22 protein-coding genes are annotated in these 18,251 nt (G+C 64.5%); 9 read left to right on the forward strand and 13 right to left on the reverse strand.

Annotation, left to right across the window (positions count from 1 at the left end; genetic code table 11):
• Positions 1 to 11: 11 nt before the first annotated feature.
• The 5 genes from LB541_RS01785 to LB541_RS01805 all read right to left on the reverse strand — a co-directional run bounded on the left by LB541_RS01785 (position 12) and on the right by LB541_RS01805 (position 4,897).
• On the reverse strand, positions 12 to 1,784 hold the full coding sequence (locus LB541_RS01785; protein WP_140514774.1) for a tetratricopeptide repeat protein: 1,773 nt from the start codon (positions 1,782 to 1,784) through the stop codon (positions 12 to 14).
• A gap of 110 nt (positions 1,785 to 1,894) precedes the next feature.
• Positions 1,895 to 2,410 (reverse strand): DUF1284 domain-containing protein, encoded by a 516-nt coding sequence (locus LB541_RS01790; RefSeq protein WP_140514773.1) that lies wholly within the window; start codon positions 2,408 to 2,410, stop codon positions 1,895 to 1,897.
• 8 nt (positions 2,411 to 2,418) lie between these two features.
• Positions 2,419 to 3,000: a biotin transporter BioY gene (locus LB541_RS01795; RefSeq protein ID WP_140497991.1), complete on the reverse strand. Its 582-nt coding sequence runs from the start codon at positions 2,998 to 3,000 to the stop codon at positions 2,419 to 2,421.
• 105 nt (positions 3,001 to 3,105) lie between these two features.
• A complete protein-coding gene (locus LB541_RS01800) occupies positions 3,106 to 3,774 on the reverse strand; it encodes a GntR family transcriptional regulator (protein WP_140497988.1) in 669 nt (222 codons plus the stop codon).
• Positions 3,775 to 3,880: 106 nt separating this feature from the next.
• Positions 3,881 to 4,897 (reverse strand): polyprenyl synthetase family protein, encoded by a 1,017-nt coding sequence (locus LB541_RS01805; RefSeq protein ID WP_140514769.1) that lies wholly within the window; start codon positions 4,895 to 4,897, stop codon positions 3,881 to 3,883.
• Positions 4,898 to 5,062: 165 nt separating this feature from the next.
• On the opposite strand from LB541_RS01805, the gene LB541_RS01810 reads away from it, so the two are divergent.
• The 7 genes from LB541_RS01810 to LB541_RS01840 all read left to right on the forward strand — a co-directional run bounded on the left by LB541_RS01810 (position 5,063) and on the right by LB541_RS01840 (position 9,393).
• Positions 5,063 to 5,287, forward strand: coding sequence for a DUF2007 domain-containing protein (locus LB541_RS01810; RefSeq protein ID WP_135901951.1), 225 nt, complete (start codon positions 5,063 to 5,065; stop codon positions 5,285 to 5,287).
• Positions 5,287 to 6,087, forward strand: a complete 801-nt coding sequence (locus LB541_RS01815; protein WP_224617679.1) for a methyltransferase — start codon at positions 5,287 to 5,289, stop codon at positions 6,085 to 6,087. The genes LB541_RS01810 and LB541_RS01815 overlap by 1 nt, the downstream gene beginning before the upstream one ends.
• A gap of 87 nt (positions 6,088 to 6,174) precedes the next feature.
• A complete protein-coding gene (locus LB541_RS01820; protein ID WP_140497982.1) occupies positions 6,175 to 7,038 on the forward strand; it encodes a S49 family peptidase in 864 nt (287 codons plus the stop codon).
• Positions 7,039 to 7,175: 137 nt separating this feature from the next.
• Complete coding sequence (locus LB541_RS01825) at positions 7,176 to 7,361, forward strand: hypothetical protein (protein WP_140497980.1); 186 nt, start codon at positions 7,176 to 7,178, stop codon at positions 7,359 to 7,361.
• A gap of 26 nt (positions 7,362 to 7,387) precedes the next feature.
• Positions 7,388 to 8,290 (forward strand): 4-(cytidine 5'-diphospho)-2-C-methyl-D-erythritol kinase, encoded by a 903-nt coding sequence (locus tag LB541_RS01830; RefSeq protein ID WP_140497978.1) that lies wholly within the window; start codon positions 7,388 to 7,390, stop codon positions 8,288 to 8,290.
• On the forward strand, positions 8,277 to 8,831 hold the full coding sequence (gene moaB / locus LB541_RS01835) for a molybdenum cofactor biosynthesis protein B (protein WP_224617680.1): 555 nt from the start codon (positions 8,277 to 8,279) through the stop codon (positions 8,829 to 8,831). The genes LB541_RS01830 and moaB overlap by 14 nt, the downstream gene beginning before the upstream one ends.
• A gap of 136 nt (positions 8,832 to 8,967) precedes the next feature.
• Positions 8,968 to 9,393 (forward strand): GFA family protein, encoded by a 426-nt coding sequence (locus LB541_RS01840; protein ID WP_224617681.1) that lies wholly within the window; start codon positions 8,968 to 8,970, stop codon positions 9,391 to 9,393.
• A 148-nt stretch (positions 9,394 to 9,541) separates the two neighbouring features.
• Here LB541_RS01840 and LB541_RS01845 read toward each other — a convergent pair whose 3' ends face one another.
• Positions 9,542 to 10,066: a glycosyltransferase gene (locus LB541_RS01845; protein ID WP_224617875.1), complete on the reverse strand. Its 525-nt coding sequence runs from the start codon at positions 10,064 to 10,066 to the stop codon at positions 9,542 to 9,544.
• Positions 10,067 to 10,216: 150 nt separating this feature from the next.
• Here LB541_RS01845 and LB541_RS01850 point away from each other — a divergent pair, with 150 nt between their 5' ends.
• Together LB541_RS01850 and LB541_RS01855 are read left to right on the forward strand one after the other, a co-directional pair.
• Positions 10,217 to 11,371, forward strand: coding sequence for a PA0069 family radical SAM protein (locus LB541_RS01850; RefSeq protein WP_140559479.1), 1,155 nt, complete (start codon positions 10,217 to 10,219; stop codon positions 11,369 to 11,371).
• Between the two features lie 142 nt (positions 11,372 to 11,513).
• Positions 11,514 to 12,209, forward strand: a complete 696-nt coding sequence (locus tag LB541_RS01855; RefSeq protein ID WP_140514759.1) for a ribonuclease HII — start codon at positions 11,514 to 11,516, stop codon at positions 12,207 to 12,209.
• Between the two features lie 322 nt (positions 12,210 to 12,531).
• On the opposite strand, the gene LB541_RS01860 is transcribed toward LB541_RS01855, so the two are convergent.
• The 7 genes from LB541_RS01860 to LB541_RS01890 form a co-directional block, all read right to left on the reverse strand.
• Positions 12,532 to 13,023: a F0F1 ATP synthase subunit B gene (locus tag LB541_RS01860; protein WP_140514758.1), complete on the reverse strand. Its 492-nt coding sequence runs from the start codon at positions 13,021 to 13,023 to the stop codon at positions 12,532 to 12,534.
• A 10-nt stretch (positions 13,024 to 13,033) separates the two neighbouring features.
• The gene (locus LB541_RS01865; protein WP_140497966.1) at positions 13,034 to 13,633 is read right to left on the reverse strand and encodes a F0F1 ATP synthase subunit B; all 600 of its coding nucleotides are present in this window, start codon (positions 13,631 to 13,633) and stop codon (positions 13,034 to 13,036) included.
• A gap of 94 nt (positions 13,634 to 13,727) precedes the next feature.
• Positions 13,728 to 13,952: a F0F1 ATP synthase subunit C gene (locus tag LB541_RS01870; protein WP_140497964.1), complete on the reverse strand. Its 225-nt coding sequence runs from the start codon at positions 13,950 to 13,952 to the stop codon at positions 13,728 to 13,730.
• A gap of 84 nt (positions 13,953 to 14,036) precedes the next feature.
• A complete protein-coding gene (locus LB541_RS01875; RefSeq protein ID WP_140497962.1) occupies positions 14,037 to 14,795 on the reverse strand; it encodes a F0F1 ATP synthase subunit A in 759 nt (252 codons plus the stop codon).
• 87 nt (positions 14,796 to 14,882) lie between these two features.
• A complete protein-coding gene (locus LB541_RS01880; RefSeq protein ID WP_140498124.1) occupies positions 14,883 to 15,281 on the reverse strand; it encodes an AtpZ/AtpI family protein in 399 nt (132 codons plus the stop codon).
• A 256-nt stretch (positions 15,282 to 15,537) separates the two neighbouring features.
• Positions 15,538 to 16,719 (reverse strand): cell wall hydrolase, encoded by a 1,182-nt coding sequence (locus LB541_RS01885; protein ID WP_140559353.1) that lies wholly within the window; start codon positions 16,717 to 16,719, stop codon positions 15,538 to 15,540.
• A 100-nt stretch (positions 16,720 to 16,819) separates the two neighbouring features.
• The gene (locus LB541_RS01890; RefSeq protein WP_140559352.1) at positions 16,820 to 18,148 is read right to left on the reverse strand and encodes an MFS transporter; all 1,329 of its coding nucleotides are present in this window, start codon (positions 18,146 to 18,148) and stop codon (positions 16,820 to 16,822) included.
• Positions 18,149 to 18,251 lie beyond the last annotated feature (103 nt).

An 18,251-nucleotide genomic window follows, 5' to 3' on the forward strand; every position in this document is an offset into this window, starting at 1 on the left:
ATCATTTCATCTTAGCCCTTCGGCGCAGCCGGTGCCGGCTTGACCTTGGGGGTTTCCTGCGCCGTGTTGGACTCGATCGGCGGCAGTCCCTTCATCAGCTTCTGCTGCAAGGCGGCAAGCACGTCGGGATCCGGCTTCAGGTCGCGCGCCTGGTTCCACTGGAAGGTGGCTTCCAGCTTGCGGCCGACGCGCCAATAGGCGTCGCCGAGATGGTCGTTCAGCACCGGATCTTCCGGCTTCAGCGACACCGCGCGTTCCATTTCGCGCACCGCGTCATCGTACCTGCCGAGGCGGAAATAGGCCCAGCCCAGCGAGTCGACGATGTAACCGTCGCTCGGCCTGAGATCGACGGCCTTCTGTATCATCGCCAGGCCTTCCTTCAGGTTCATATTCATGTCGACCCAGGAATAGCCGAGATAGTTCAGCACCTGCGGCTGGTCGGGCTGCAATTCCAGCGCCTTGCGGAAATTCGGCTCGGCCTTCGGCCATTCCTTCAGCCGCTCATAGGCGATGCCCCGCTGGTAGAAGATATTCCAGTTGGCGGCGGTCGGCGTCTTCAGCGCCTCGACGGCCTTGTCGTAGAGATTGGCGGCGGAACGGAAATCCTCCTTCGACGAATAGACCCCACCAAGCGCCAGATAGGCGCGCATGTCGTTGGGATGCTTATCGACGAAGGCCTTCAGATGCGTGATCGCCTCGTCATGGCGATCGAGATCGGCCAGGTTGAGGCCAAGCTGTAAGTCCGAAAGCTCCTTCAGCGGCGAGGTATCCGGTATCCGTCGGTAGAGCGCGATGGCCCCCTCGCCGTCCTTCAGCTGTTCGGAAACGGCGGCAAGCTGCACCAGGGCGGCATCGCTGTCGGGTTTCAGCGCCAGCGCATATTGCAGATAGAGCCTGACGAAAGGCTCACCGCCGCCGCGATTGAGCGCGGTTGCCAGATCGAGCAATATCTCGGAGGCGCCGTCGGATGGGCCGGCTATGAAGGGCGGGATCTTGTCGCCCTTGCTGATCCTGTCGCGCAAGGCGACAATTTCCAGCTTGCCCGGCGAAAACGCCTCGGCCTGATCGAGCACCGATACCGCCTTGGCCGTGTCGCCCTTGCGGGCCAGGAACGAGGCATAGGCCTGCGCATTGCGCATCCATGTTTCGGGAGCCGCGCTGCCGGCGGCGGTGTCCTGCATGGTCGCGGCATAGATCGCGTCGGCCTTCTCAGGCATGTTGGACGCGTCGGCGATCAGCGCGCGGTGGAAGGATTTGAACAGGCCGAACCAGTCCGGCCCCTGCAGCTTGTCGATGGATGCCATCGCCTCGCTGGGGTCGCCGGCGCCCTCTTGGGCCCAGCCGGACATGACGCCGGAGATCAGCCGGTCGAGATCGGATTCCAGCGACAGCTTCAACCAATACTGCGCCTTGGAAAAATCCTTCTTGTGGAAGGAATCGACCGCCAGCGCCAGGCGCGAGAACCGTTCGACGTCGGGAACTTCCTTGAGCTTGTCGGCATAGACAAGGGATTCGTCGAAGCGGCCTTGCGCGATCAGCGACAGCATCAGGCTCTGCTGCAGGCCCGTATCGCTTGGATCGAAGGCCAGGGCCTGCTTGTAGTAGGCAATGGCATTATCCAGGTCGTTGTCACCCTCGGCGATCCGGGCAGCCAGATAGGCTCCCGAGAAAGATGTGATCTTCACCGGTTCGGTGGTCTGCTTGGCATAGGCCGGCAGCGCCGAAATCGCCATGCCCGTCACAAGTGCCAGCCTTGTCAGCCAGCGCGCACGTCCCTGCTGCATCGTATCCCTTTCAGCCAGGCGCCATCTCCGCGTCAGCGGGATCGACGTAGATTCGATCTTTCGGAGAAAAGCATGGCCTTTTTGGGGTCACGCTTCAATCCGGCTCGAATTCACAATCGGGTCACCCGATTAACAAACCATGCCGGCAAAGAACGGCTTTCAGCCCGAAACCGGCGCATCGGCGTCAGGAGTGCCCGAAGACCGGAGGGCCGCAGGCGCGCGCCCTGATATCCGCCTGACGCCACCGCGCTGCACAGGCCGCTCCATTCGCAGCCCTGGCAGGCTCCGCGCGTGAGGCCGGCCGAGAAGGCCTGCCGCATCCGCGCCAGCATGTCCGCACCGCGATCGAGGCGCGCACCGGCCCGGATTGGTCGCCCGAGCAAGGCGCCGACATCGTGGGCGGCAAGCCGGTCCCGCTCGGCGGCGCTGTCCCGCAGGCAATGTGGCTCCTGTTCATCCAGCAACGGTGCGCAGATGTCGTCCGGGCCGGACACAACCAGTATGTCCTCGCCCCGGCCAAGGGGCTGCGCGATGCCGTCGTAGTTGGCCGTGAATGCGGGGCTGTATCCCTTGCCCACATAGGTGAGCAGGCAAAAGAGGTGATGAGCGCGCAGCCTTATCGTCACGGCTGGCGCTATTTCGCCTTGCCGCGCGGGAGCGCCATCAGCGTGGCGGCGCCAAGCGCCGACTTGAGCAGGCCACCGAGGACAAACGGCAGGAAGCCGAAGGCAACAGCCTTCTCGGCGCCGATGATGACGGCGAGCCACGCCGTGCCAAGGGCTAGGCACAGCAGGTTGCCGAGCAGCATGGCGGCAAAGGCAAGCACGACCCTGCCGCCGTTCCAACCGCGCTCCGCCAGCCAGCCGACCAGTGCGCCGACAACCGGGAAGGCGAAGAGGTAGCCGCCCGTCGGACCAATGAAATGTTGTACGCCGGCAGCCCCGCCGGCCAGAACCGGGAAGCCGACCGCACCCTCGGCCAGCCAGGCGGCGATGGTGATCGCGCCCAGCCGCCAGCCGTAGAGCGCGCCGACCAGCGTCACGGCAAAGGTCTGCATCGTCACCGGAACCGGCACCATCGGCACCTCGATGTAGGAGGACAGCGCCAGGAACAGGGTGCCGAGCACGACGGCGCCCGCCTGCCAGCCGAGCGATCGCTCCTGAAGCCGGAGCGGGCTGAAGGACGGTTTTGCGGACGAGAACGCGATGTCGGTCATAGGGGCTCCCTTGGTCGATCCAAAATTATAGATAATTTTTGCCTTCGATCTATTATCGAAGCCACAATTTTCGGACGATGGCAAGGCATGCCTTGCGCAAGGCGGTTAGCCCACGATCGCGAAGGCCTCTCGCGTGGTGCCGGAGGCTGTCCTGACCGGCTTGCGGCCAATCCATTGCACGTGCCGCCCCAATGTCGCCGCGGCCGATTCGGTGTTGCCCTGCCGCAAGGCGGCCAATATCGCCCGGTGGTCCTGGTCGGTACGGGTCTCCCATTCCGAACGCCATGCGGCGAACAGGAAACGGGCGCTTGCGGCGTGCAGGTCATCGATGGTGGCGAGAAGACGCGACATGCCGCATGGCGTCAGGATCAACCGGTGAAAGGCGCGGTTGGCTTCTTCCCACGACCTGACGTCCCGGGATTTGTCGCCGGCCTTGCTGGCCTCCTCGGCCCGATCGAGAATAGCGGAGGTCAGATGCGGCGCCGCGTGGCGCAGCGCCAGCACTTCGAGCGCCGCCCGCATTTCGGCGACCTCCTTGACCTCGCCGAGGTCGAAAGCCGCCACGCGCACGCCGCGGCGCGGTTCGCTGACGGCGAGGCCTTGCGCCTCGAGGCGGCGAAAGGCCTCGCGCACGGGCACATGGCTGGTGTTAAACTCCTCGGCGACATGGTCCTGCCGCAACCGGGCGCCCGGCTCGATCGCGCCCGAGATGATGCGATCCGCCAGAACCTTGCCGATGCGCACCGCGATGGTGTCGTCCGTGCCCTTTGCCATGTTTTATAGATAATTTGCAGCTGGGCAGCTTGTCGAGGCGGCGGAGACGGATTCACGGATTTCTCCCCAGCACGAGCCAAAGGAGAGCTGCGTGAAAGGCAGCGGCTCAGTTCACCCGGCTGATGCAGAAGTCGATGACGTCGATCAGCGCCGATTTCTGCGGCGTCGCCTCCAGCGGCGCCAGCGCGTCGCGGGCGATCTCGCCGAAATGACGGGCGCGCCCGATCGTGTCGGCGATCGCGCCGTGGTGGGTCATCAGCCCGATCGCCTTTTCGAGGCCGGCGTCATCGGTGACATTGTCCTCGATGGCCCGCTTCCAGAAGGTGCGCTCGGCCTTGCTGCCGCGCCGGTAGGCGAGAATGACCGGCAGCGTCACCTTGCCCTCGCGAAAATCGTCGCCGACATTCTTGCCCAGATCCTTGCTGGTGCCGCCATAGTCCAGCGCATCGTCGATCAGCTGGAAGGCGAGCCCGAGATTCATGCCGTAGGAGCGCAAGGCAGCGCGGTCGTTGCGCGTCGCCTGGGCGATGACGGGGCCGACCTCGGCGGCAGCCGAGAACAAGGCCGCGGTCTTGGCCTTGATGACGGCGAAATGCTCGTCCTCGGTGGTCTCCAGGTTCTTGGCGGCGGCAAGCTGCATGACCTCGCCCTCGGCGATGATCGAGGCCGCGCTCGACAGGATGTCGAGCGCCTCCAGCGAACCGACATCGACCATCATGCGGAATGCCTGGCCAAGCAGGAAGTCGCCGACCAGCACGCTCGCCTGGTTGCCCCAGATCATGCGGGCCGTCTTCTTGCCGCGTCGCATGCCGCTCTCGTCGACGACGTCGTCGTGGAGCAGCGTCGCCGTGTGCATGAACTCGACCGATGTGGCGAGCTTGACGTGGCCCTCGCCGGCATAGCCGAACATCTGTGCGGCGGCGAGCGTCAGCATTGGCCTGAGCCGCTTGCCGCCCGACGAGATCAAGTGGTTGGCGACCTCCGGGATCATCTCGACATCGGATCCGGCCTTCGACAGGATCAATTCGTTGACGCGCCCCATGTCGGCCGCCGTCAGGTCGATCAGATCCTTGATGGAGGCGGGTTCCCGCTTTCCGTTTTCGATGTTGAGAACGACACCCACGACAAACTCTCCCGTCTGATGTAACGCGTGCGACGGCACCCTTAGTTCCGTTACGGACTCTAGGGCGGCGAACGCGGCCACGGCAAGTGGCGAATTGGCGCGGCTTCTCTGGTTTCGGGCCTCGCATGCGTTTACATGAACGCGGCAAACTGAGAGTTTCGTCAGATGATAGAGCTCATTCGCACCAACGACGCGGTCATCATCTCCTTCGTCGAATCGCTGATGCGCGATGCCGGCATCGGCTGCTTCGTGGCCGACCAGAATATGAGCGTGCTCGACGGCTCGCTCGGCATCCTGCCGCGGCGCGTCATGGTCGACGCCGACAAGGCCGACGCGGCGCGGCGCATCCTGACGGATGCCGGCATCGCCAACGAGATCCGCCAAAAATAATGTCCGCCGCGCCAGCCGCCCTCGCCCCGGACACGCCAGCCCACACGGTCGATGCCTTCCATCGCGGCCGGTTCTGGCTGGTGCAGCCCAAGCATGGCGGCCATCGCGCCGGCATGGACGCCATGATGCTGGCGGCTGCCGTGCCGTCCTCCTTCGGCGGGCGTCTCGCCGATTTCGGCGCCGGCGCCGGTGCCGCGGCACTTGCCGTTCTGGCGCGCTGCCCGACGGCCCGGGCCGTGCTGGTCGAACGCGCGCCGGAAATGGCGGCTTTCGCCGCGGCCACGCTCGCGCATCCCGGCAACGCTCACCTCGTCGACCGCGCTTCGGTGCTCGTCGCCAATGTCGCGCTTTCGGGCCGCGCCAGGACGGCGGCCGGCCTCGGCGACAATGATTTCGATTTCGTCATCATGAATCCGCCCTTCAACGCCGCGCAGGACCGCGCCACGCCCGAGCGCTTGAGAAAGGAAGCGCATGTCATGGAGGACGGGCTGTTAGAGGGCTGGATCCGCAGTGCCGCAGCAGTGGTCAGGCCGCGCGGCGGGCTTGCCGTCATCGCGCGGCCCGAGCAACTCGGTTCGCTTCTCGATGCGATCGCGGGCCGTTTCGGCGACGCCGAGATGCTGGCCGTGCATCCCCGTCCCGATGCCGCGGCGATCCGCATGATCGTCAGGGCAACGCTCGGGGCGCGCGGCAAACTCGCTATCCGGCCGCCTTTGATGCTTCACGCGCAGACGGGCGACGGCCCGTCGGAACGGACGGAGATGATCAACAACGGCCTCGCCTCCTTGTTCGGAGATTGAACACAACCTGGCCGCGATGGCCGCGGCATTGCCGTTGGCCTTGAAATTCCTACATGCTGGCAACCCATCGAGCGGAGATCGACCTCAGTGAAACGCCTTTTCAACCGCCTGCTGCCGAAATCCTGGCGTTCCACGGTCGTCACCATTCCGGTTATCCGGTTGCACGGCACCATCCTGGCGGGCGGCGGCCCGTTCCGTCCCAGCCTGTCGCTTGCCTCCACCGCCGGGCTGATCGAAAAGGCGTTTTCCTTCGACGCGCCTGCGATCGCCATCTCCATCAATTCGCCCGGCGGCTCGCCGGTGCAGTCGCGGCTGATCTTCAAGCGTATCCGCGACCTGGCGATCGAGAAGAACAGAAAGGTGCTGGTCTTCGTCGAGGACGTCGCTGCCTCGGGCGGCTACATGATCGCGGTCGCCGGCGACGAGATTTTCGCCGATCCATCGTCCATCGTCGGCTCGATCGGCGTGGTCTCGGCTTCGTTCGGCTTCCCGGAGCTGATGAAGAAGATCGGCGTCGAGCGCCGCGTCCACACGGCAGGGCAGAACAAGTCGGTGCTCGATCCGTTCAAGCCCGAGAAAAAGGAAGACATCGAACGGCTGAAGGCGCTGCAGCTCGAAGTGCACGAAACCTTCATCGATCTGGTCAAGGAGCGGCGCGGCACCAAGCTCAAGGACGATCCCGACCTGTTCACGGGCCTGTTCTGGACCGGCAAGCGCGGCCTGGAGCTTGGGCTTGTCGATGCGCTCGGCGACATGCGATCCGTGCTCAAGACGCGGTTCGGGGCGAAAACCCAACTCAAGCTGATCTCGGCGCCGCGCGGTTTGTTCGGCCGCTTCGGGCTGTTCGGCTCGAGCAAGGGATTTTCGGCGCCCGATATTGCCGCCGCTGCCACCGGCGGCGTGATCGATGCGGCGCAAGAGCGCGCTTTGTGGGCGCGCTTCGGGCTTTGAAAACCCGGCAAAACCGTCTAGCATGAACCTCGAAGTTCCATGCATGTCGTTTTTCTCCAGAAACCGCCTTTGGACGACATGCGCCAACCGACCCGACCGGCCGCCCTTCGCCGGCCCAGCGTGGGAGGAGTTTTGATATGCCGCAGATCATTTTCTTCGCCGTCGTCGGGATCGCCGCTTATTTTGGCTACCGCACCTTCATCCGCGAGGCCGAGCGTGTAACCGCCAAGGTGCGGCGCACCGAAAAGCAGACGGCAAACGGCGCGATGGGGACGCTGGTGAAGGATCCGAAGACCGGCGAGTACCGGCTGGCCAAGGACTGATCCTCATTTCACTCGCAATCGAGAGCCTGGAATCCGGCCAGCGCGTCCGGATATGGCCGGCGCCCGCCAAGATAAACCTCGCTCTGCATGTCACCGGCAGGCGCGATGACGGGTATCATCTGATCGAAAGCCTGGCGGTGTTCACGCGCTTTGGCGACAGGATCGAGATCGCGCTTGCCGAGCGAGACGATTTCAGCGTGTCCGGCCGCTACGCTCCGGATGTTCCCGTCGACGGCAGCAATCTGGTGCTCAGGGCGCGTGACGCGCTGCGGCAGGCAGCCGGTCCTCGCGGCACCCCGCCGGTCGCCATCAAGCTCGAAAAGAACCTGCCCGTCGCTTCCGGCGTCGGCGGCGGGTCGAGCGATGCGGCAGCAGTTCTGCGCGGGCTTGCGGCAAGCTGGCAACTCGACATCGACGATGTCGCGCTGGCGCGGATCGGGCTTTCGCTTGGCGCCGATATTCCCATGTGTCTGGCAGCCAGGCCGCTGATTGCACGCGGCATCGGCGAGGAGCTGTCGATCGTGCCTGATTTCTCGGCGCTCGGACTGGTGCTGGTCAATCCCGGCAAGGCGGTCTCGACCGCCGACGTATTCAACGCGCTGTCGCGGCGCGACAATGATGCGCTGCCGCCGCTGCCGCATGTGGTTGACTTCCACGGCCTGCGCAACTGGCTGGAGATAACGCGCAACGATCTCGAGCCGGCGGCCCGCGCCATCGAGCCCGCCATCGGCAAGGCACTTTCGGTGCTGAACAAGGCCGGGGCCGGTTGTGCCCGCATGTCGGGTTCCGGCGCCACGTGCTTCGGCCTGTTCGAGACCGGCAATGTCGCCAAGCGCGCGGCCGCGGACATCCGCGCCCGGCAACCCGACTGGTTCGTCGCCGCGACGCGCAGCATGACGGCGGAGGCAGATGCCCATGGCCAGGACTGACGAGAGCCGTTCCTTCATTCCGGTCCGCATCGCGGTGCTGACCGTTTCCGACACGCGCAGCCTTGCCGACGACAGGTCCGGCCAGACGCTGGCCGACCGCATCGCGGAAGCCGGCCACATCCTTGCCGCGCGCGATATCGTCACCGACGATGGAGACAAGATCCGCAACAAGGTGCTCGGCTGGTCGAAGGATGATGGGATCGATGTGGTCATCACCACCGGCGGCACCGGCTTCACCGGGCGCGACGTGACGCCGGACGCGCTGGAGCCGATCTTCGAAAAGCGCATGGATGGTTTTTCCGAGGTGTTCCACCGCATTTCCTACGACAAGATCGGCACCTCCACGATCCAGAGCCGGGCGACCGGCGGCGTCGTCAACGCCACCTTCGTCTTCGTGCTGCCGGGCTCGCCCGGCGCCTGCAAGGATGCCTGGGACGGCATCTTGAAGGCGCAGCTCGACTACCGGCACATGCCCTGCAACTTCGTCGAGATCATGCCGCGCCTGAACGAGCACCTGCGGCGCGGCATGTCGGCTCCGTGAAGGCAAGGCGCTGGTTTCACGCCGCGTTTGCCAGGCAGAACACCGCCTTCGCCTTCGAAAGACCATTCCAAACCGGATGCGGCAGGACGTATCGTCTCGCGGCGGCGGCCATCGCCGTTGAAGACGGGCGGACGCGATGACAGTGCATAATGGTGGGTGCCATTGCGGCAACATACGCCTTCGATTTTCAACCGAGCTCGATCCATCGACAATCGAGGTTCGCGCCTGCCAGTGCTCGTTCTGTACCAAGCATGGCTCGCGCGCCGTCGCCGATCCGGACGGCAGGCTGGACATCTGGGTCAAGGACATCCAGCGATTGAAGAAATACCGTTTTGGATTGGGGACGGCCGACTACCTGATCTGCGGTGAATGCGGTGTCTATACCGCCGCAATCGCCGGAGAGGACGATGCCAGGGCAATCGTCATCATCAACGCCCTGGACGATCAAAGGTCGTTCAGTCAGGAACCGATCCCGGTCGACTACGACGCGGAAAGCAAGGCAGAGCGTCAAGCCAGACGTCGTCTTCGCTGGATGCCTGTCGAGATGCGTTTTAGCGAATGACCGGCTCGCCGTGGAAGCGCCGGCGCGAGGACCGCGAGACACCGAAACCACTTCCATCATCAGCCGCGGCCGGCGCGCCGCCACCCGCGTGATCGGAAACTAGCTGCGCGTCACATGTGCAACGCACGTAGACAGAGCAGCTGCAAAATCATTTGGACAGGCGGTGCTCTTGTTTTGCCGGAGCGGCCCAGATTTCGGCATCCAGCCGCTTGGTCGCCAGGCCGCGTGCGAGGGCCTCGGCGCTGCCGGCTTTTTTCGACAAGGACGCGGCCTGGCGCTTGCTGATCAGCAGCCCGTCGGCCAAGGCACGGTTTCCCGAGAAGATCCGGGCCAGGAATGGCGCGCGGCCGGCGCGTGTGCGTGAAAACCGCGCCGCCATGGTTTGCCTCGCTGTATGCGCAACGACCTCGTCGATCCATCCGTCGACCAGCCGCGCGCCCGGTTCCAGCAGCAACAGCCAATCGCCTTTCGCGTGCCGGATGGCCGCCGCGACGCCGTCGGTCGCATACTGGCACCCGGCATGCTCGGCGACGCGATGAGTCTGGTCGGTGGAACCGGTGTCGCAGACGATGACCTCGCGCACCACGCCCTCGACCGCGCCGCCGATCAGCGTCGCCAGGGTGCGAGCGAGGCCCTCCTCGTCATTGTGGGTCTCTATGAGAACGGTGAGCATCATTTGCCGAATAGCGGAAAGCGGAACGCAGCGCCAGTTTTTGCGGCGCACCATAGAAAGTTCTTGCTTTGTTCTCGTTCGGCAAATAGGATTAAATTCATGAGCAGAGCGATTCGAAACAACATGGACAGTCCCTGGGAGCGGGCGAAGATGGAACCGATCATGCGCGCCGACATTGCCGCCTTCGGAGCAGGACGAGCCGAAATAGCCAATGCTATGATCGAGCAGAGCGGCATGCGCGTGCGTCCGGACCGCAACCGCGGCCGGTCGGCAGGCATCAACCCGTCCGGCCGGTTCGAGCCGGTCAGCCGGCATGTCTTCGACGATGGCTGGAACTCGCTGGAGGAACTGCCTCCCTTCAAGACCGAGGTGCAGGTCGAGAAGCCGCGTACCATAATCACCCGCAATGAATCGCCCGACATCTCCTTCGACCGCTCGATCAATCCCTATCGCGGCTGCGAGCATGGCTGCGTCTATTGCTTTGCGCGGCCGACGCACAGTTTCATGGGCCTGTCGCCGGGGCTGGATTTCGAATCCAAACTGTTCGCCAAGCCCGACGCGGCGCGCCTGCTCGACAAGGAACTGTCGAAGGACGGTTACCAGCCGCGAACCATCGCCATCGGCACCAATACCGATCCCTACCAGCCGATCGAGAAGCAGTACCGGATCATGCGCGAGATCCTCGAAGTGCTGGAGGCGCGCGGCCACCCGGTCGGCATCGTCACCAAATCCGCCCTGGTGACGCGCGATATCGACATCTTGTCACGCATGGCTGAACGGGGCCTCGCCAAGGTGGCGTTGTCGGTGACCACGCTCGACCGCATGCTGGCGCGCACCATGGAGCCACGGGCCTCGACGCCGGCCAAGCGGCTGGAGGCGATCAGGCAGCTTGCGGATGCCGGCATCCCTGCTTCGGTCATGGTCGCGCCGATCATCCCCGGGCTGACCGATCAGGAGATGGAACGCATCCTCGATTCGGCGCACCATGCCGGCGCACGCGAGGCGGGCTATGTCGTGCTGCGCCTGCCGCTCGAGGTCAGCCCGATCTTCAAGGACTGGCTGCTGCGCCACTATCCCGACCGCTATCGCCATGTGATGTCGCTGATCCGCTCGATGCGCGAGGGCAAGGATTACGATTCGGAATGGGGCAAGCGCATGAAGGGCGCGGGTCCTTACGCCTGGCAGATCGGCCGGCGCTTCGAAATCACCGCCAAGCGGCTCGGTCTCAATGCCGAGCGGCGCACGCTGCGGACCGACCAGTTCGTCGCCGCCGGCAAGGACCAGGAGCAGTTGATGCTGCTTTGAACGACCGCGGCTGTTTGCCGCCGTGGCGAAAAAATCCCGTCCGGCCTGCCCCGGCCTGCAGACGGTGCCCTCCCGGTCCGGCGCCCCACCCGACCCGGAGGGACTTGCGGAGAATCAGAGCCGATGCGAACCTCGCCGCAACATGGCTCGCGCGCGTTCTGATTCTCCGCCTCTCTTCGAAATCGTCGAGAAACCCGATTTCTCCTTCGAGACGAAGGCGATGGCCGAAGGCCTGTGGCCGGTCGCGGGGATGGACGAGGCCGGACGCGGCCCGCTGGCCGGACCGGTGGTGGCGGCTGCGGTCGTGCTCGACCCTGCCAACATCCCCGACGGCCTCGACGATTCCAAACGGCTCAGCCATTTGCAACGCGAGGCGCTGTTCGTGCGCATCATCGGCTCCGCGCTCGGCGTGTCGATGGCCTCGGTCAGCGCCGAGGGCATTGACGGCAGTAACATCCTCAAGGCGAGCCTGGAGGCGATGCGCCGTGCGGTCGCCGGCCTGCCGGTGCAGCCGAAGCTCGCGCTTGCCGATGGGCGCGACGTGCCGCCGGGCCTGCCTTGCACGGGGCGCGCGCTGATCAAGGGCGACCAGCGCTCGCAATCCATCGCCGCCGCCTCGATCGTCGCCAAGGTGATGCGCGACCGCATGATGTGCGGCTGCGGCAGCCATCACCAGCACTATGGCTTCGAAGTGCATATGGGCTATGCCACGGTCCGCCATCGCACCGCGATCGAGACGCACGGGCCGGTGGCGCGGCTGCACCGCGTGTCGTTCGCGCCATTCAGGCTTGAAGGTGCCGAGGTGGTGGAAGAAGAGAGCTTCGCCGGGCTGGATTAGGGCGGCTCGATCTATCTTGCGTTGGTAGGATTGGCGAAAGCGGCGGTGACAGCCAATCTCCCCCCTCGTGGGGGAGACGTCCGGCAGGACAGAGGGGGGCGCTGTCCCTCCAGCCTATCAGTTAGTCTTGCCCAGGTTCCCTGCACTATCGGCACCCAATTCAGCTGATTTTGAATCGAGCGCTGGCGTTCCTTCGCGCCCCCCTCTGCCCTGCCGGGCATCTCCCCCACGAGAGGGGAGATCGGCAGCGTTGACCTCCGCGCCACAACAAAAAAGCCGCCGGGTTTCCCAGGCGGCTTTTTTCATTTCTGTTGTTTTCAACTCAGTTCAGCTTCGCCTTCACATCGGCGAGCGAGGTCTTGAACAGGTCGGCTCCCGCCTTGGCGTCGATCTTGCCGGCGAGCAGCGTGCGAGCGGCTTCGACGGCGATGTCGACGGCGCTGGCGCGCACTTCGCCGATCGCCTCGCGCTCGGCCTGGCCGATCTTCTGTTCGGCAAGAGCGGTGCGCCGCGCGACGTAGTCCTCGGTCTTCTTGTGCGCCTCGGCGGCGAGCAGTTCGGCTTCGCGCTTGGCCGCGGCGACGATGTCCGCGGCCTCCTGCTCGGCTTCCTTGCGCTTGCGCTGGTATTGGCCAAGCAACTGCTGGGCCTCCTCGCGCAGCCTGCGCGCCTCGTCAAGCTCGCTGCTGATCCTGGCGGCGCGGGCATCGAGCGCCTTGGCGATCAGGCGGGGCACCTTGATGTAGATGGCGATACCCAAAAAGATGACCAGGGCGATCGTGGCCCAGAGCGTTGCAAGAGATGTGGCGTCCATGATGCGCTCCTCACCCGGCCACGGACTTGACCGCGGCCGCAATCTCGGCCTTGCTGGCCTTGCCGCCGACCAGCGCCTCGACGATCGCCGAGGCAGTGTCCTCGGCGATGCTGCCGACTTCCTTCATGGCGTTGGCCTTGATGGAAGAAATGCGCGCCTCGGCCTCGCCGAGCTTCTCGTCGAGCGCGGCCTCGATCTTCTTGCGCGCGGTCTCGGCTTCCGCCTTGGCCGCGTCATTGGCCTGCTGGCCGATGGCGTTGGCGTTTTTCTTGGCTTCCGCCAGCTCCTGCTCGTAAGCAGCAACGGCGGCGTCGGCCTCGCCCTTCAACTTCGCGGCCTGATCGAGATCCTGGCTGATACGGTCGTTGCGGACATCGATGATGCCGCCGACGCGCGGCACCACCACCCTCTTCAGGAAGAGGTAGAAGAGCCCGAACGTGATCGCCAGCCAAAGAAGCTGCGACGGAAACGTCGCCGGATCGAATGGCGGAAACATGCCATGAGCCTCGGCAGGCACGCTGGTGCCGGAATGCGTGTCGCCTTCCGTCGCAGCGTGGCCAGCCTCGGTGGCAGGCGCGGACTCTTGCGCAAAGGCAGATGTCACGAACATGGACTATCCCCTGATATCAGACCCGCCGCTCTCGCGGCCGGCCTGTCCAATCTTCCCATAGCTTAGCCAAATAGCGGCTCAGCCAAACAGGGGCTCAGCCGAACAGGGCCAGCAGCGCGATGAGAAGCGAGAAGATGCCCAGAGCTTCGGTCACGGCGAAGCCGAAGATCAGACGGCCGAACTGGCCATCGGCGGCCGACGGGTTGCGCAGCGCGCCCGAGAGATAGCTGCCGAAGATGTTGCCGAGGCCAATGCCCGCGCCGCCCATGCCGAGGCAAGCGATGCCGGCGCCGATGTACTTTGCTGCTTCTACGTCCATTTGTTCAACTCCTTTGGATCTGAAATTCCGTTGCGATTCCATTCCGGCGGCAATGTTGAAAACTCTTGCGCCGGAAATTTTTTATCAGTGCCCCGGGTGCAGGGCGTCGTTGAGGTACATGCAGGTCAGCACCGCGAAGACATAGGCCTGAAGGAAGGCGACCAGCAGTTCGAGCGCGGTCAACGCCACGGCCATCGCCAGCGGCAGCACCGAGCCAGCGACGCCGACCGCGCCCAGCGCCGAGAGGCTGACCACGAAGCCGGAGAAGACCTTCAGCGTGATGTGCCCGGCGAGCATGTTGGCGAACAGACGAACCGAGAGGCTGACGGGGCGCGAGACGAAGGAGATCACTTCGATCAGCACCACCAGCGGCAGCAGGAACACCGGCACGCCTTGCGGCACGAACAGCTTGAGGAAACCAAGGCCGTGCTTGCCGAAACCGTAGACAATCACGGTGCCGATAACCAAGACGGCGAGGCCGAAGGTGACGATGATGTGGCTGGTGACGGTGAAGAAATACGGGAACAGGCCAAGCAGGTTGGCGACCAGCACGAACATGAACAGGGAAAACACGAAGGGAAAGAACTTCATGCCCTGCGTGCCGGCGGCGTCGCGCAACATGTTGCCGACGAATTCATAGGCCATTTCGGAGATCGATTGCAGCCGGCCGGGAACGAGGCTGCGGCTCGACGTCGTCAGAAACAGGAATGCCGCAGCGACGACAACGGTCGCGACCATGAACAGCGCCGAATTGGTAAAGGACAAGTCGTAGCCACCGATATCGATCGGTATCAGCTTGTTGATATGGAACTGGTGGATCGGATCGACCTTGTCAGCTGCCACGTTCAAACCCCGTCAGTGCCGCATGCGGCCTTGTTACCATGCCGCCCGTCGAAAGGCGGCTATTTCCAAATGCCGCCTGAAGAGCGGTCACTTGCTGTCGTCGCGGCCAGAGCGCGATTTGTCGCCCTGTCCGAATTCCGCCACAACGCCTGCCGAACGCATGACATTGAGCACGCCCGCGCCAAAACCAAGCAGCAGAAACACGATCAGACCCCATGGCGATGTCCCCGCCAGACGGTCGATGATCCAGCCGATGGCGGCACCGACCACCACCCCGGCGATGAACTCGCTGGACAGCTTGAGTGCCTGACCGTACCCGGTCACTGGTTTCGCATCTTTCCCCTCGAGCCGGTCCGGCCGCCTTGTCGCAAGCGATGCTTCAAGTTCACGCCGGCGGCGCTCAAGTTCGTCGTCGCGGATGGCGGCTTCGTGCTGCTTGCCGCGGCCGGTTTCTCCGGTTCCGCCTGGCCCAGTTTCATCGGCCATCGCAACCCCCCTGCCCGGGCAGACCGTCACCGTCCGTCCGCTTCTAAAGTCGCCGGCAACATAGTTAGAGGGTTTGCGCCCGTCAAGCCACGGGCGGAAGTTCGTTACCATGTATTTTATACAATGAAATCAATGCAGTATAGAGGTGCGACATCGTGCCCGCCATGGCGACGCGGACGCCTTGCGCGAATCCTCCGCGCGACGGCTCTTCGAGAGACCGCGCAGCCGCGCAAAAATATGGACGCCTATCGGGCGTTCAGCTCCAGCCGCCGCCATAGGTGCGATAGAAGATATGCAGGCCGATCTTGGTCATCTTCTGCATCGTGCGCGCCCAGTTGGGATGGACGTAATTGGCATAATAGTGGGTCGACGATCCGACTTCGGGAATGAAGACCTTGCCGGCGGTCACCGCCATGCCGACGTCCTGCGCAGTCTTGTAGGCGACCGGGTTGTCGATGCGCTTCTTCCTGCCGTCGCAGGCGAAGGAGAACTGGCAACGGTTGAACCAGCTGTCGTTCTGGTAGACGACGCCGCAGATCGAATTGGGATAGGCCGGATTGCGGACACGGTTGAGGATGACCTGGGCGACGGCGGCCTGGCCGCGCACGGATTCGCCCCGCGCCTCGAAATAGATGCCGTTGGCCAGGCATTTCTGCTCGGGCTTGGAGAAGACGCTCGCCGGAAGTGGATTCTGGATCCACGAATGGTCGCCCTTGGCCATCGGCGGGATGAAACGGCCGTTGTTGGGCTCCTCGTCCTGGAGCAGGGCCTCGAAGGGCGACGCCTTGGCATAATCGGGCGCGGCCTGCGCATAGGCCGTCGCCAGCACATCCGGATGATCGTTGTTGACCAGGGCGGCAAGCATGGGCGACACGCCGGGATCCGGCTTCTTGTCCTCACGCGCGTGGAATGCCGCGGCGATCTGGATTTCCTTGCCTTTGATCTCGGGTTTGGCGAAAGCCATCTTCAGGCCGCTGTCCATGCTGGGCCGCAGCAGGGATGAGGTGCGCTCGAAGATCGAGCCGGCGTTGAAGTTCTTCGGCGGGGCGACGGGAGAGATCTGGACGATGCGGCCCTTCTTGTCGGCGCGCACGATGCGGTCCTCATCAGGCGTCGTGCTGACCTTGCCGCCCTTGCCGCGAAAGGAGACGGCGCCGACGCCGGGCAGGCGCACCCCCGATCCGGAGAGCGAACCCGTCACAGCGTCGTCGACAAACGGCATCTCGGCGGCATGGACCGATCCGGCGACGGATTTCTCGACATAGGAATTCCAGCGGGTCGGCGCCTCGAGGCCGGAAACGAGGCTCGTCATATCCTGGTAGGCGGAAACCGTCGGAAATCCGATCCAGATGCCGAGGCCGACGATGAAAGGTGCCACGAGGCTGCGTTTCTTCTCACCGGCGACGGCAACAAGGCGCGTCAAGACACGTCGATGCACGGAACTCTCTCCAGGAACGCTACTGACCCCACTGGAGAGCAAAATGATGCATTAACCTTGATGGGACGTTAACAGCTTCGATCGGGTTTTCCCGGTCGGCTCAGGCTCGTGGTTGCGAAGTGGGGCGGTTTTGCGGCGGGACGGACATGGAGGCCGGCCGCAGGAAGATGGGCCACGCGATCAACGCGCACGCCGCCGCCGACAACCAGACGCCGGGCCAGGACCAGAGATGCAAGAGCCCCGGAATGGCCACCGGAACCAGGAAGAAACCTATGAAAACGAAGCTGTTGGCCAGGCTGAGCGCGGTGCCGACATGGCCAGCGCCGGCAAGCGTGGCAAGCTCGGTGTAGGCGACGCCATGCCAGGCGGAGACCAGGATGCCTGCGACAATCAGCATCACGGGAAGCGTGGCCATCACGACGGGTTGGCCGCCTGATATGGTCGGGCTGGCCAGGACCAGCAGCCAGAGCAGCGTGAAGGCAAGCGCGCTGAGCGCACTGCACAGGCGCAGGAACGGCCGGCGGTTGCCGTGGCGGTCGGTGAAGCGGCCGCTCCAGACGCGCATCGCCATGGCGCCGGTCTGCACGGCGGCGAGGCTTGCGCTGGTGGCCAGGGTCCCCATGCCGGCGAAGTCGTGTAGGAAGACCGATGCGAAGGTGAGTACGGCCACTTGCGGAAAGCACAGCAGGCCGATGGCCGCTGCGATGCGCCAGACCTCGACATTGCGCAGCGGCGGGGGCCCGGCCAGAACGGTCGGCGCGGCCGAACCCTGCGTCGGCGGTTCGTGCAGCCAGCGCCAGGCGAAGAAGGCGGAGATCACGGAGAAGGCGGCGAGCAGGCCATAGACCGCCGCGAAGCCATGCCTGGCGGCAAGCGAGGGCAGGACAAGAGCGCCCAGCCCGCCGCCAAGCGGCACCGCCGTCTGCCGGATGCTCATGGCGAATCCGCGCTCGCCTTCGCGGAACCAGCCCATGATGGCGCGGCCGCTCGAACCGTTGACGCTGCCGCCGAGCAGGCCGGTGACGAGCAAGGCAGCGGCCAGGACATGAACGCCCGGCTCGCCGGACGAGGATGGAACGATGAGCAACGCCATCAGGAACAGCCACGCCGCCGTGGCGCCGAGCCCGGTCAAAAGCACACGGCGATCGCCCCAGCGATCGGTGAGCAGGCCCCAGGGCAGTTCGCTGAGCGCAACGCCCAGACCGAGAAGGCCAAGCGCCAGGCCGAGCTGAGCATTGCCGAGATGATAGCCCTGCCGCATCAGCACCGCGGTTGCCGGTATGCCGGAGAAAGTAGCGGAAAAACCGGCATTGGCGGCGACGCCGATGCCCAGCACCTTCCAGCGGTGATTGGGCGTGAAGGTCCTGGAGCCGGAGCCTTCGGCCCGTGGCGTCGACTGACAATCGGTGCGGGTGACGATGGCGGACATGGTTTCATTCCCGTTTGCGGCCCGGTGACCGGCCTTGACGGCGCATGTCTATCGCCATAGCTTTGTCCATAAAATCAGGAAGTTTTTGACGCACAATCCTAAA

Origin of the sequence: Mesorhizobium sp. BR1-1-15, from assembly GCF_020165475.1 — a bacterium.
In the GTDB taxonomy this organism is placed as follows: Bacteria; Pseudomonadota; Alphaproteobacteria; order Rhizobiales; family Rhizobiaceae; genus Mesorhizobium.

Bases quoted from the DNA above. Each gene is read 5' to 3' on its own strand.
- LB541_RS01860 (WP_140514758.1), bottom strand. From the start codon at position 13,023: ATGGACGCCACATCTCTTGCAACGCTCTGGGCCACGATCGCCCTGGTC.
- LB541_RS01810 (WP_135901951.1), top strand. From the start codon at position 5,063: ATGATAGAGCTCATTCGCACCAACGACGCGGTCATCATCTCCTTCGTC.
- LB541_RS01890 (WP_140559352.1), bottom strand. From the start codon at position 18,148: ATGTCCGCCATCGTCACCCGCACCGATTGTCAGTCGACGCCACGGGCC.
- LB541_RS01855 (WP_140514759.1), top strand. From the start codon at position 11,514: ATGGCTCGCGCGCGTTCTGATTCTCCGCCTCTCTTCGAAATCGTCGAG.
- LB541_RS01880 (WP_140498124.1), bottom strand. From the start codon at position 15,281: ATGGCCGATGAAACTGGGCCAGGCGGAACCGGAGAAACCGGCCGCGGC.
- LB541_RS01845 (WP_224617875.1), bottom strand. From the start codon at position 10,066: ATGCTCACCGTTCTCATAGAGACCCACAATGACGAGGAGGGCCTCGCT.
- LB541_RS01800 (WP_140497988.1), bottom strand. From the start codon at position 3,774: ATGGCAAAGGGCACGGACGACACCATCGCGGTGCGCATCGGCAAGGTT.
- LB541_RS01795 (WP_140497991.1), bottom strand. From the start codon at position 3,000: ATGACCGACATCGCGTTCTCGTCCGCAAAACCGTCCTTCAGCCCGCTC.
- LB541_RS01865 (WP_140497966.1), bottom strand. From the start codon at position 13,633: ATGTTCGTGACATCTGCCTTTGCGCAAGAGTCCGCGCCTGCCACCGAG.
- LB541_RS01840 (WP_224617681.1), top strand. From the start codon at position 8,968: ATGACAGTGCATAATGGTGGGTGCCATTGCGGCAACATACGCCTTCGA.
- LB541_RS01815 (WP_224617679.1), top strand. From the start codon at position 5,287: ATGTCCGCCGCGCCAGCCGCCCTCGCCCCGGACACGCCAGCCCACACG.
- LB541_RS01785 (WP_140514774.1), bottom strand. From the start codon at position 1,784: ATGCAGCAGGGACGTGCGCGCTGGCTGACAAGGCTGGCACTTGTGACG.
- moaB (WP_224617680.1), top strand. From the start codon at position 8,277: ATGGCCAGGACTGACGAGAGCCGTTCCTTCATTCCGGTCCGCATCGCG.
- LB541_RS01850 (WP_140559479.1), top strand. From the start codon at position 10,217: ATGGAACCGATCATGCGCGCCGACATTGCCGCCTTCGGAGCAGGACGA.
- LB541_RS01825 (WP_140497980.1), top strand. From the start codon at position 7,176: ATGCCGCAGATCATTTTCTTCGCCGTCGTCGGGATCGCCGCTTATTTT.
- LB541_RS01870 (WP_140497964.1), bottom strand. From the start codon at position 13,952: ATGGACGTAGAAGCAGCAAAGTACATCGGCGCCGGCATCGCTTGCCTC.